The organism is Bacillus sp. CCNWLW194 (assembly GCF_037120585.1).
Classification (GTDB): domain Bacteria; phylum Bacillota; class Bacilli; order Bacillales; family Bacillaceae_G; genus Bacillus_A; species Bacillus_A basilensis.
Genome location: NZ_JBBBBL010000004.1, coordinates 1 through 13,069, shown reverse-complemented (window position 1 = coordinate 13,069; position 13,069 = coordinate 1). Strand labels below are relative to the sequence as shown.

Annotated in this window: 13 protein-coding genes and 1 pseudogene; 10 read left to right on the top strand and 4 right to left on the bottom strand. The window is 32.0% G+C overall.

Annotated elements, in window-relative coordinates; all coding sequences use genetic code 11:
- Position 1 precedes the first annotated feature (1 nt).
- Entirely contained in the window at positions 2–538 is a 537-nt protein-coding gene (locus tag V7S50_RS09195; protein WP_098297262.1) for a hypothetical protein, read from the bottom strand.
- A gap of 197 nt (positions 539–735) precedes the next feature.
- Here V7S50_RS09195 and V7S50_RS09190 point away from each other — a divergent pair, with 197 nt between their 5' ends.
- The 3 genes from V7S50_RS09190 to V7S50_RS09180 all read left to right on the top strand — a co-directional run bounded on the left by V7S50_RS09190 (position 736) and on the right by V7S50_RS09180 (position 3,733).
- Complete coding sequence (locus V7S50_RS09190) at positions 736–1,926, top strand: response regulator (RefSeq protein WP_336376428.1); 1,191 nt, start codon at positions 736–738, stop codon at positions 1,924–1,926.
- Positions 1,927–1,939: 13 nt separating this feature from the next.
- Positions 1,940–2,707: a S1 RNA-binding domain-containing protein gene (locus tag V7S50_RS09185; RefSeq protein ID WP_000426104.1), complete on the top strand. Its 768-nt coding sequence runs from the start codon at positions 1,940–1,942 to the stop codon at positions 2,705–2,707.
- A 78-nt stretch (positions 2,708–2,785) separates the two neighbouring features.
- Entirely contained in the window at positions 2,786–3,733 is a 948-nt protein-coding gene (locus V7S50_RS09180; RefSeq protein ID WP_000281095.1) for a hypothetical protein, read from the top strand.
- A gap of 28 nt (positions 3,734–3,761) precedes the next feature.
- Here the strand turns inward: V7S50_RS09180 and V7S50_RS09175 are convergent, their stop codons facing one another.
- Positions 3,762–4,121 carry a hypothetical protein gene (locus tag V7S50_RS09175; protein ID WP_336376224.1) on the bottom strand — a complete coding sequence of 120 codons (360 nt, stop codon included), beginning with the start codon at positions 4,119–4,121 and terminating at the stop codon, positions 3,762–3,764.
- 199 nt (positions 4,122–4,320) lie between these two features.
- Here V7S50_RS09175 and tmk point away from each other — a divergent pair, with 199 nt between their 5' ends.
- The 4 genes from tmk to V7S50_RS09155 all read left to right on the top strand — a co-directional run bounded on the left by tmk (position 4,321) and on the right by V7S50_RS09155 (position 7,196).
- The gene (gene tmk, locus V7S50_RS09170) at positions 4,321–4,941 is read left to right on the top strand and encodes a dTMP kinase (RefSeq protein WP_336376225.1); all 621 of its coding nucleotides are present in this window, start codon (positions 4,321–4,323) and stop codon (positions 4,939–4,941) included.
- Positions 4,942–5,074: 133 nt separating this feature from the next.
- A complete protein-coding gene (locus tag V7S50_RS09165; RefSeq protein ID WP_336376226.1) occupies positions 5,075–5,728 on the top strand; it encodes a helix-turn-helix transcriptional regulator in 654 nt (217 codons plus the stop codon).
- A 114-nt stretch (positions 5,729–5,842) separates the two neighbouring features.
- Positions 5,843–6,361 carry a metal-dependent hydrolase gene (locus V7S50_RS09160; RefSeq protein ID WP_001015460.1) on the top strand — a complete coding sequence of 173 codons (519 nt, stop codon included), beginning with the start codon at positions 5,843–5,845 and terminating at the stop codon, positions 6,359–6,361.
- A gap of 118 nt (positions 6,362–6,479) precedes the next feature.
- The gene (locus V7S50_RS09155) at positions 6,480–7,196 is read left to right on the top strand and encodes a hypothetical protein (protein ID WP_098615756.1); all 717 of its coding nucleotides are present in this window, start codon (positions 6,480–6,482) and stop codon (positions 7,194–7,196) included.
- 218 nt (positions 7,197–7,414) lie between these two features.
- Here the strand turns inward: V7S50_RS09155 and V7S50_RS09150 are convergent, their stop codons facing one another.
- Both V7S50_RS09150 and V7S50_RS09145 read right to left on the bottom strand, forming a co-directional pair.
- Positions 7,415–7,594 carry a hypothetical protein gene (locus V7S50_RS09150; protein ID WP_086877637.1) on the bottom strand — a complete coding sequence of 60 codons (180 nt, stop codon included), beginning with the start codon at positions 7,592–7,594 and terminating at the stop codon, positions 7,415–7,417.
- On the bottom strand, positions 7,578–8,357 hold the full coding sequence (locus V7S50_RS09145) for a type II toxin-antitoxin system SpoIISA family toxin (protein WP_098297268.1): 780 nt from the start codon (positions 8,355–8,357) through the stop codon (positions 7,578–7,580). Before V7S50_RS09145 ends, V7S50_RS09150 begins: the two co-directional genes overlap by 17 nt.
- Positions 8,358–8,527: 170 nt before the next feature.
- Here V7S50_RS09145 and recJ point away from each other — a divergent pair, with 170 nt between their 5' ends.
- From recJ to V7S50_RS09130, 3 genes and pseudogenes are all read left to right on the top strand, one after another.
- The gene (gene recJ / locus V7S50_RS09140) at positions 8,528–10,249 is read left to right on the top strand and encodes a single-stranded-DNA-specific exonuclease RecJ (protein WP_336376227.1); all 1,722 of its coding nucleotides are present in this window, start codon (positions 8,528–8,530) and stop codon (positions 10,247–10,249) included.
- A 285-nt stretch (positions 10,250–10,534) separates the two neighbouring features.
- Complete coding sequence (locus V7S50_RS09135) at positions 10,535–12,127, top strand: copper amine oxidase N-terminal domain-containing protein (protein WP_336376228.1); 1,593 nt, start codon at positions 10,535–10,537, stop codon at positions 12,125–12,127.
- A gap of 170 nt (positions 12,128–12,297) precedes the next feature.
- Positions 12,298–13,069, top strand: a pseudogene (locus tag V7S50_RS09130) (hypothetical protein); the annotation flags it as partial.

Genomic DNA, 13,069 nt, shown 5'->3' with positions numbered 1-13,069 from the left:
CTTAGCTGTGTAAAAGTAATCCTGTTTCTGAATGGATAATAACTGGAGTGTTAGCTTCACTTTCCACAACGATATATTCCTCTCCATCAATTACTGATGGATATAGTATGAAATTAAGGTTATCTTCTTCTTCAGGTACATCACTCTCGATTAGGATAGTAAAGAATAAAACACCTTTATGATTTTTAATACCTTCTGAAATCCCTCTTTTTCTTAAATTGTATCTATCAGGTCTTACTAAATGTCTGTTTTCCGTAATAAAACAATCGGGTGCATTCGATAAAGCAGTGTTTGAATCTAATTCAGTAAACAATTCTTTTCTTATAAGAACAGGTATATCGGTAGATACATTAATTCGAATAATTTCTTTGTCAGGATAAATATTCTTTAAATTGAATTGAATTGAGATTTCTTTCGCTTCTCCCCCAAAATTTGATTTATAAGATGTATAAAAAATAAATCCTCTATGAGGCACATTTAAAACTTTTTTAGGTCGAAACATTTTTCCGACAGAACAAATCCCGATGATTTCAGTCATGGAATAAATCCTCCTTCACTATATTAATCTTTCTTCAGATTAGCATTTCAATCGCATTTTGTCAATTATTCTTTACTAAAACGTATTAATCGAAGTAGGTAAAGCGATGTTCGTCTGACTGAAAACGAATATTTTTTTAAAAAAACATATAATATAACATACTTTGATAGGAAATATGTTTGAGGAAGGTGAGAAAAATGGAAAAGGTTCTGCGAGTTTTAGTTATAGATGATGCCCATTTTGTTCGTGAGTTAATAAAAAGAGCGATGGAAAAAAAACCAGATGATGAATTTATGTATGAAGTTGTAAAAGAATCTGAAACAGGAAAAGAAGGGATTATTGATTATTTTAAAATGAAACCTGATTTTATTGTCTTGGATTTAAGTCTTCCTGATATGGATGGATTTGATGCGATGAAACAGATTCTTTCAAAAGAACCAAATGCTAAAATCATAGCAATGTCAGAAGACTATAGCGATTCTATGAAAGAAAAAGCCCTTGCAAACGGAGCTACATACTATGTACCAAAACCATTTCAAAACGCATTTCTTTGGAAGGGCGTAGATGTAATCATAGAACGATTAAGAGAAGAAGGGTATCAGTTTCCCTACGAAAGCTCTGAGGAGGAGCTTAATTCAGAAGTTATTTGGGAAGAAGTAAGTGAAAGTGATGAAAGTCAAAACAATGAAGCTAAAGAGGGTGTCGTAGTCATCTCTTCTTCTGATGATGAAGAAGATGAGCTCTTTGCTATCACACCCCAAAAAACGGAACAAAAGACCGTTGTTATTTTTGAGAATGAAGAGTTCGAAGAGGTTAAAGAGAGCGAGTCGTTATTTCAGATTCCAAGGATTATAGAAGAAAGCGGTAATGAGGAAACAATTAATCTTGAAATTATGACAAAAGATGACAATGATATACAAAAAGAAGAAAATAATATGTCCATAATCAAAGAAGATAAAATAATTAATGATGAAAAAATAAAAAAAGATGAACATATTATAAAACATAATAAAAACATTATCGGTAATAATGTTGCTGATAAAACATATGATATTGAAAAAATAGAAACATCTGATGTGGATGAGGTGAACTTAGAAGGGAAAGAGGTATCTCCATCTGAGGGGGGTCAAACACCATTAGAACCAGTTAATGAATTAATTAGTGAAGAATCATCATATAATGGATTAACAAAAGATAATGGTTCACATCCAGTGGTGCATTCAATTCGACCACCAAGGGATAAAGTTCTGAAACAAATGTATGAAGAACAATACCGAAATTATCCTAAGTTTTATGATGCAGAAGATGTTGAAAAGCCAGAAGAAAATGCTGATAAAAATAAAACAGGTTTATTTTCTTCATTAAGAAAAATTTTTCAGAAAAAATAAGGGGGAATTACACATGGAAATGACAAAAATTAAAGAAGCAATCGAAAAAGGAACAGTATTTAATGGGATGGTACGTTTAGTACAGCGAAGTGAATTGCTAAATACAGATATTCTGATGACTGAATTAAACGGAATGCAAGTAATTATTGCCCGTGAGGAAGTTGATATGAGAGATGTTAAAACTTCACTTGTTAATTATATTGGGCGAAAAATTTCATTTGTTATCGTATCGGTTGATGAAGACAAAGGAGTTTTAATCGCTTCTCGTAAAGTTGTTCAAGAAAAACAACGTGATGCGTTAATTTCTGAATTAGAATCTGGAACTGAGTTCGAAGCTAAAATCACAAAAATCTTACCATTTGGTGCTTATGTAGAGATTAAAGGAATTGCTGTACTATTACGCAACTCGGACTTCGCAGAAGGCTATACTGCTTTACGTGAAGTAAGCAAAGTGGGTGATGTTTTACAAGTGAAATTAGCGAAAGTAACGAAAAATAATCGTATTTTAGTTCAAGCGGTTGAGAAATACAAAACAGATTCGCCTATGAATTTAGAGAACTTTGAACCTAATCAAGTTGTATTAGGTCGAATTAGAAGTGTGAAACCTTGGGGTTGTTTCGTATGTATCGCAGAAAATATTGATGCGTTATGTCCAATTCCTGGAACAATTGAAGTCGAGGAAGATATGCGTGTTAGCTTCCGAATTACACAAGTACGTAAAGAAGAAGAAAAAGTCAGAGGTAAAATCATTAACATCTTACCAGATGACATTGAAGAATAGAATTCTAATAGAACAGAGGATAAGATAGCAAGAGTATTTATCTCTTGCTATCTTTATATCACGAAAGGAGATGTTGTCATGTATCTAAATGAGTTAAATAAAATATCTGATATTCCTGACGACTTAAGACAGACGTTTCAAAATAAATTTACAAATACCGTTTCTAAAAATGAAATTATAAAAATGAAAAACGATGGAAAACTAACAGAGCGAGATTTAGAGATTGCTAAATTCCTATTCAAGTTTAGATTTGCAACAGCAAGTCAAATTCAACAATATTTACAGATTCTAAACGAGGATTCTGAGGAGAGTGCATCCATTTATGCAATTCGAAATCGATTGGAAAAATTAGTACAAAATCGAGTTTTAAATAAGTTTATGCTTGGTGATTTTGAAGAAGAGCATATTAAACAAGATTCGTATCCTTTTTATTGCTTGGATTTAGGTGGGAAATATTTAGTTACGCACTATTCTAAAGAAGATACATTTGATTGGTATATGATTACAAATATGAAATCATCTGAAATCATTGCAAAAGACTTGCTTTCTACTCAATTTTACTTGCAGTTAATGGAGACTTGTCCTGAGAAAATTGTATTCTTTAATGTAAATCCTGAATTGCGAGTAGGAAATAAAAACATTGTTCCATCTTTTGAATTTTGCATGAAAATAGGTGGCTTGGAAGGTCAACATAGATATTTCCTTGGTGAAATTGGTAGAGATGCTGATGTCCCTCTATTATTTAGGCAAAAAGCTGAAAAATTAGAGCAACTTATTATTACAAATGCATGGAAGAAATACTACTATGATAGTGATATTGCTCCAGTTTTATTTGTGGTAAGTGAAACGGATGTCTTAGCGAAAGAATGCGGAAAAATCTTAGATACTTGTACAGAAATTAAAAATTATCGCTTTACTACATATGAAAGGATGAAACGACCTTTATATGAAAAAGGTGCATTTTTAAGATACCTTCCAGATGTAGAAGCGTTAATGGAAACCAAAGCCTCTACCTTTAAACGATAAAAAGTACCGTAATTTACGGTACTTTTTATTATGCTCCTATGGAGATATAGACAAATAGCATATACACAAGAGGTATTGCACCTAATAAGCTTGTACAAATCCCTACAATAAATAACTCGTGCGTGATTTCTTTTCGTTTTGTTGGATTATCTGCATGTGCCCCTAATTTCATGAATAAAGTGATGAAAGCTAAAATACCTGTCATGACTCCAAATCCAATACCACCTGCAATATGGAATTTATATTCAGCCATAAAGTCATTAAAAGCATCTGCAAACTTTTCACCTAAAAGAGATTGTGCATGTGTTAAATATGTAGACAATAGAAATGTATAAACAAGTGTAACAATAAATAGACTTTTTTGAGTTGTATTTCGTATTAATTTCATTCGAATATCCCCTTTCTATAGTTGTTTAGATTCTTTATCATATGTTTTTAATAGGTCATATTCTATGATATTTCGTTCTATCATTCTTTATAATTAATTTGACTATAGTTAATAAAAGTATTATAGTCCTACTATATTTATTTATGGATATATAAATTTGGTATATAAACATATTTGTTTGAATAGGAGGATATTATAAATGTGTACAAGAGGATTGTTTGTTTCTATTGAAGGTGGAGAAGGTTCAGGTAAATCAGCTTTAATTCAAGGTCTCTCTCTTTATTTAGAAGAACAGGGTATGGAATGTTTAACATCAAGGGAACCAGGCGGTGTAAAAGTAGCAGAAGAAATTAGAGAACTTATTATGGAAAATGAGATGGATGCCATTACAGAAGCTTTATTGTTTGCTTCTGCAAGGAGAGAACACTTTAAAAATAAAATTTCCCCTGCATTAACAGAAGGAAAAATCGTTATTTGTGATAGATTTGTTGATAGCTCAATTGTGTATCAAGGATATGTGCAAGGTATTGGTATGGATAATGTCTTAAGTATCAACTCGCAAGCTCTTGAAGGATTAGTCATGCCACATCTAACGCTTTATTTAGATGTAGAACCTACTATTGCATTGAATCGAATTGCTCAAAATAATCGAGAAACAAATCGGTTTGATGAAAAATCTATGGAATTTCATAAAAAGGTTCGTGAGGGGTATTTGCTTATTGAAGAAAAATATTCGAATCGAATTAAGAAAGTGGATGCGTCATTATCTAAAGATGAAGTATTACAGCAATCAATTGAATATATAAAAAATATCTTATAATCACTTGTATAGCAGGTGATTATTTCTTTTTAGTTAAAAATAATTGACTAAACACTAAAGGGAATTATATAATGAAGTCAAATTACAAAATATAATAAAGGAAAGATATCATAGAGAACGTGAGGTTTTGATTATGAAAATTAAGGATTTTGATGAGCTAAAGAGGAAAGGATACTTAATTGTTGATGGTGAAATTACCGTAACAAATAAAGTAGAAGAAGTTTTAAAAGAACGAGGTTTAGAACAAGCAGACTTAGCAAAGATGACAGGATTGTCAAAACAATACATTAGTTCTGTAATAAAAGAAAATGTAAAGCCTGGTATTGATTCGGCAATAAAAATAGCTTATGTATTGGATATGGCAGTAGAGGAATTATTCCATTTAAAAGAAATCGGATGGACTTCAGGTATAAAAGAAACAGGTGAAGAAACACTATTTTTAGATATGTATGAAATGGAGATTATTCGTGATAAGGAAATGGAAAAAAGAACGAATGATGAAATAGAAGATTCGAACTCCACTACAGCAGGGTACACTTATTTCGATAAAGATACAAACGAAAAGGTATCAAAAGAGCGATATGATGAAATGTTAGAATTATTTATTTCAGAACGTATCCATCAGGAAATTCAAAATGTTAAAAACGCCTTAGAGCGTGGCATGGCTAAAAAGGCTGTTGAATCAAGAGCGAAAAAACAACTTCAAGCAGAGTTTAATAAGCGATATACAGAAAGATATAAAAAATTAGATAAAATTGTAATGCCACTTGTAAATAAGAGAAAATAAATTAGAGCTGAGTCTGAATATATCAGGCTCTTTTTTTGTACGCCCATTTTTTCGATTGAAATTCTTTTGAAATGAATACAATAAGGCATTTCAATAAAGAAAGGGTGATATAAAATGAATCATCATGCTCATAAAATTGGTGGGGTCTGTGCAGGGGTTATTGCTTGTACGGCCATGATGAATGCACCGATTACTTACGACAAGTGCTTATTGTCAGGAACGTTATTAATTGGAAGTTTTATAGGTGGTTTATTACTTGATATTGACCATCCTGATAGTAAAATGGGAAGGAAATTTAGATTCCTATCTTGGGGTATTAATAAGGTCTTTGGTCATAGAGGTCTTACGCATACTCTTATATTTACGATGCTTTTATCCATCTTACTCTTCTTTTGTACAACGTTCTTTGATGGATATTTACAGGTTCTATATTCGCAATTTGTTATAGGTATTACAGTTGGATGTCTAAGTCATCTATTATTAGATAGTATGACGAAAGCAGGTGTGCCTCTCTTCTATCCATTTACCAAAAAGCATTTCCGAATAGCTAAGTTCAGGACAAATCGTGATGAATTTGTAGTTTCAACGATATGTATTGTGGTTACATTAGCAATCGTTGCAATTTTAATCTGAAAATAGTGTTGACGCTTTTTTCTTTGTTTTGTAATGGATTTTAATTTGTAAAACTATAATAAATGGATATTTAAAAAACAGGGATTTTACAAATTTAATTACTAAGGAGAGAAAAGTTATGAACACAACTTTAAACAAAAAAGGTATGGAATTGGTAGAATTAAAGACTCGATTAGAAGGTGCTTTAGCTGATAATTTTATGAAGGAAGCTATGACGGATTTAATCCACAAGAAATTAAATACGGAAGAAGCGAAAATAGTTCTATCTGCTCCCTCTGCTAATGCTCTTATGAGACAATTAGAAGGAATGAGCCAATATAGAATGCCTGAAGAAAAGATAATGCTAAAAAAAATCATTGAGATTACTGATTCAATAAAGAAACATGCACAGCCTGTTCAATCTGAAAGAAATTGGCATCAAAGACACTCGCAAAAACAGTATCATTTAAAATTTTTTGTTGATGTAGATATCGAAAAAAACACTGCTGTAGTTGTTAAACATATTGGTTTAGGTGCAGAGTTTTTAAAAAATTATTTCAAGGTATCGGATGATAAAAAACTAAAAACTCTAATGAGGAAGAATGGTTTTTTACATCAATATGTTGATATGCGTTTGTGTGCTGTAATTAATAAAGTATTAAAAGGTATTAGCGACAATCACAAGCAAGGAATACGCATTTTCACTTCTGAATCATACTTTGCATCAGATGTAAAAATGTATAATATTAATGTTCAATTTGAATTTAGTTCTAAAGAGAATATTAATGATGTTGGTAAACAAATAGCTTATATGCTTCGTAGATTAGAAGATGATGTAAGGCTAAAAGAGATTTAAGAAAGGCTCCCTCAAAAGGGCCTTTTTATTTTGGATGTAATCACCTATTGGAAGATGAATTCTTAATAGCATTCTCAGATTTCTCAAGTATCTCTTTTGTATGTGGAGATATCCCTGAATCAGGAGTTTTTGAACCAGATTTTTTACTCATAAATTAACCACCTCTCAATGGAATGAAAAAGAAGATGTACCTTTGTACATCTCCATTTATTCCCGTTTTAACGAGAGTTTATACTGTATTCTTTAAGAATGTTTTCATTTTTATCAATGATTCGTTTTGTATATGGACTCATACTGGCAGTTGTTGGAGTAGAAACCCTACTTCTTCTCTTTTGTCTTATATTGCGAAAATCATTTTGTACAGCTTGTCCATTAGATTTTTCAGACGTTTTCCCCATCTTCAACAGCTCCTCTCTCATCACGTTCACAAATTGCTAAATCATAGACATGTATTAGTAAGAAAAAAATATCTACATCTATTTCTGTTATAACTTTCTTAGAAGAGATTTGCAAAATATACTCTTGTTCTAACACCGTTATTGGAGCAAGGGCGATTTTACTATCTTTGCTATAAAAGGTTTTTTTGTCAACTAATGTCCCAATAGCTTCTGTACGGTTGTCCAAAGAGAGAAGGTCAATAAGTCCTCTCATTTCGGCATGAGAACTGAAACGATTTAATGATATATCAATTCTATTATCTTCTCCATAGTTTTTTAATACATTGGACAACCCTGTTATGTACATTGTATCATCTTGTATATTTTCTTCAATAGTTACATCTCCTATATATGTAACAAGAGACTTCATTTTTTCGCTAAAGGATAGTACCAATTGATTACTATCCTTTAAAGCTTCTATCGGTTCATTTAATTCGGTAGGACCTATTTTTTTGACTAAAGGTGTTTGAAAGACTGCTATATCTATTAATACAGCAGAGATAAAAGCATATAGGAATTGTAATGAGTTCTTCTCAGTAATGGGATAATTCGTAACAACATAACATGCACCGATTACAAATAGTAGGTACCAAAATTTTCTAAAGAGCAAAATATTGAACCTACTATCCTTCTTTGTTAGTTTATCTGTAAAAGACAACAATATTAAATAAGTAAAAAGATATACGACAGCAAACCATAGGGCTACTTTTCCTGCAACTATCAATCTATCATCCCCTTGTATCTATCTATTTTCTCTTATCTCTTATCTTTTAGTATACATTCTATAAGAGTTCTCGATAATCTTTTTTTATGTAAAACCTTTTTTTATTGACTATAATACTTTACAACAATATTTTTATTTACTATAGTTAATAAAAGGAAGGTGATGGTAATATGAATGAACATTTGAAGACAAAGTGGATTCGCCCAGAGAACACAGTTGAACGAAGAAGTAAGTTACAAGATTTAAGAAATGCTAAAGAGTTAAATCATTTAGCAGATTGTGTCTTGGAGATATTATATAATAGAGGATTTGATACGGTAGAAAAAATTGAATCGTTTCTACATATGGATATTACTGATATGCATAATCCGCAATTAATGAAAGATAGTGATAAAGCAGTCTCACTTCTTAGTCACGCAATTGAAAACAACCTACACATTGTAGTATATGGAGACTACGATTGTGATGGGGTATCGGCAACCTCAGTTGCTGTTTTAGCTTTAAGGAATTTAGGAGCAAAGGTTAGTTACTTTGTTAATAATAGATTCAAACATGGATATGGAATGAATGTACTTGGATTAGAGGATATGATGAAGAAATATCCTGATGTAGATGTTGTACTAACAGTTGATAATGGGATTGTGGCATATGAAGGAATTAAGAAAGCGAAAGAATTAGGGTTAACAGTGATTGTTACAGACCACCATGACCCAGGCGACCATCTTCCAGAAGAAGCTGATGCAGTTGTAAACCCAAAGAGACATGACTGTGAGTATCCTTTTAAAGATCTTTGTGGAGCAAGTGTTATTTATAAAGTAATGCTTCAGCTTTATTGGGAATTAGATAAAGATTTAGACTATGTACAAGATATGATTGATATTGTGGGGATTGCAACAGTAGGAGACATTATGCCTCTTATTGATGAGAATAGGGTGTTTGTAACAGAAAGCATTCGCCAAGTAAAACGTGCCCAAAGACATGTGTTTAAAGTATTACAAGAGAAAACGGGAGTTAAGGAGATTACAGAAGAGACATACGGATTCAAATATGTTCCCATGATTAATGCATTAGGGCGAATTACGGGTGATGTTGATGAAGCCATTGAAATGTTTGTTTCGCAAGATGAGGAAAAAATTCCTGAGATTGTAGAGAAAGTTATTGAAACAAATGAGTATCGCAAACAAATTACGGAAGAGCAAGAAGCATTAGCAATTCAGATGGTAGAAGAAAAAGGTATCAAACCTGTCATTGTTATTTATCATCCTTCGTTCCATGAAGGGATTGTTGGATTAATTGCAGGTAGATTAAAAGAAAGATATTTTAGACCTGTTATTGTTCTTGCGGAGGGGCATGGATTCATTAAAGGTTCAGCTCGTAGTATTCCTAATTTTCATATTAAGAAAGCCTTTGATGAAACGAAAGAATATTTAATTAGCTATGGTGGACATCCAATGGCAGGAGGATTATCTTTAAAAGAAGAGCATTTAGAAGCATTTGAAGAAAAAATTTGTAGTCTTGCCGAATCTCAGTTGACGGAAGCTGATTTTATCCCTCGTATTATGGTAGATACAGTTGTAGAACCTAAAGATGTTACAGTTGATTTGGTGGAAGAATTAGATGTGTTAAAACCATTTGGTGAGGCATTTTCCAAACCAAATTTTGGACTGAAGGGTTTTAAAGTGGATAAAGTTTACTATATGGGCGAAAATAAAAATCATCTGAAGTTAAAAGAGAAAAAATTAGAAATCATTATGTTTAATAGAGCTAATATCTATCAAGAAATGCAAGAACCAAGAAATATAAAAGCGTTAGGGTATCCTTCTCTTAACATATGGAATAATAATGTTAGTGTTCAATTTAATATAGAAGGCATAAACCTTGCGGGGTGCTAAACAGAGTCTTATCCATATAAAATGGGTAAGACTTTTTGTTTATTATGGACTGGATTTAGCAAATATTAGCGAATGTTGTGGAGTTTTAAGAAAAAACATTATAAACATAAAACAAAATATTATTTTATAGGAAAAAATAAAGCGTTGATAGTAGAATATAATATTTTGTTAAATAGTAAAATTAAATAATAGTTGTTGATAAAATTTTAAAAAATAAATTTAAATAAAATATAACAAAAAAGAATGTTTGATTTTTGATATTACATAACGAAAGAGGGGGAAAATATGAATAAAAAATTAATGGCAGTTCTTTCAGTAGGAGTTATAGCGAGTAGTTTTATTGGCAACACAACAATGGCTCATGCTGATGAGGATGTAAAAGAAGCTCAAATTCAAAAAGAATTTAACAAAAATATTATTGATAATGCAAATGAATTGATGAAGATAATTGATAATGCGGAACAGACAATGAATCCAGAAGATATTGATAAGGCTATTGTCGCTTTTATAGATATGCATAAACCGTTGGAACCTAAGGATTATATTGTCCATAAAAACAACGATATCTATGACCAAGCCTTTGATAAAATCTTTAATACGATAAATAAGTTAGAAGGTACAGAGAAAAACAACAAGATAATATCATTCCATAATCAATTGACTTCTCAAATCAAGAAAGGTACTGGTACTTTCTATAAAACGTATCTATTCTATATCAATAACACAAATCAAATCCCTGAGATTCGAGATACGCTGATGAAAAACGTTTCTGACATCCAATTTATTATAACAAGTCCTCCTGGTATGGAAGCAATGAACCCTGATGGTTCTATTAAAGTACCCGATGCACCATCGAAAGAAGAGATTCAAAGAGTTATAGATGAAGGTAGAGAGAATAAATTAGCGGAATTTGAAAAAAGTGGTGAGATGGAAGGTAAGCAAGAAAATCAAGAGTCAGTGAAACCAGAGCCGATTCGCTCAGAGTCTGTTACGTATGAAAAAGAAGGGGATATGTGCTACAAAATTACAACGTTCTATGCTGATGGTGTACAGGAAAAGAAAGATAAAGGTGAAGTACCTAAAATGGACTATGTATATTGTGGTATCTTAGATTACGTGGATTATGGTGGTGGAAATGTGAAACAAGAGGTTCCTGAGAATTGGGATTATCTTGTGAAAGAACAAAACCCTGAAAGCAATTTGACGCTACAATACACTGTAGATAAAAAGGGGGAAAAACCCTACTACTATGATTCGGGTATTCGTGTAGCCTTAAACGGGACAGCTTCCTATGAACAATTTAAGGACATTCTCTATCAAGTATCTGTTAAGTCTAAAGGATACGTTGTAGAAGATAAAGGAAAGATGCTTGTAATTGTGGAAGGGAAACCTATCCTCGTGAAAGATGCGAAAAAAGAATACTCAAAAGAAGAGATAGAGTCAATTTTTAAAGACTTTGAAAAAGTAGACATACGAATTATGGAAACAAGAATCGGGAAGTCTGAAAGCTTAGAAGAAAGAATTGTAAGTAAGCAAGCGAAGAACGTAAAAATTGCTGATAAATCAATAGAGTTAGAAACAAATCCAATCGTAAAAGATGAGCGAGTGTTATTACCTGTTGAGCAAATAGCTAAAGAGCTTGGAGCAACTGTTGAGAGAAAAGAAGATGTCTTAACGTTGAAGAAGGATAATAACGTTGTCGTGTACAAAGACAAGAACGACACAATCTCTCTAAATGGAAGAGACGTAAAAATAGCTACAAGTCCTGAATACAAGAATGATATATTTATGGCAGAAATTCAAGAAATGATAGATATTTTTGGTTTCGATATGCTTTGGGATGGAGAAACATCTACAATTCAAATTAATAACAAATAAAAAGAGGAGTTGCATTCTAAAGGTGCAACTCTTTTTTTGTAATAACAATGATATATAAAATAATTCCAACATAAAATAAAATAATTCAATGATAATAGTGAAATATAGTTTACTGAACATCAGTTAAATTATATACTATAGTTAATATATTTTTGAGAGGAGTAGATAACATGAACATTAAAAATAAAAATAAAATGCTTTCTTTATTTGCGACAGGAGTTGTTTTAACAGCGGGGTTACCTCTTACAGCTCATGCTGATACAGAAAAGAAAGAAATTGCAGTACAAGACGTTCAAGGAGAAAAGGTAGTCCCTATGAAAAAGTTACTTGATGAAATGAAAGGTCAAGTCCAAGAAGGTAGCGATGAGAATGGTAATTACAAAGTATACATTGTAGGTAACAAATCAATTAAAATACACGAAAAATCTGCCTGTGCTTATGTAGATGGTGAATTACAACCATATAAAAAAGAAAAAGTAGGAGGTTTTACATTCCCTACGTATTGGGAGCCGATGTATACATCAGATGATGTGTTAGTACCTGCAAATTTCGTAGTGGATGTTTTGCCTGTTAAATTAAACGGAGACAAGATTGAATTTGATGTGGAAAAGAAACAAGAAGCTCCAAAGGAAGAACCGAAAACAGAGATTAAAGAGCAAAAACAAAGTAATATCCCTATCCCGAAAGGACAGGAAGAAAGTAATAAACAATCAGTGGTAGAAAAGAAGCTGGATTCAACAAACGTTCAAAAAAGAGAGACGAATCAAGGGAATCAATCAACACAAGGGAATGGTCAACCGAACGCATCTCAGCAACAGGTAGTGAAACCGAAAGAGCCAACTCATCCTAAGAACGATGATACAAATAATAAAGAAGTACAAGGGAAAGAAGAAAAGCCAGTTCAACCACCTCAAAACAATCAAGATGGAAATCAGAAAAAAA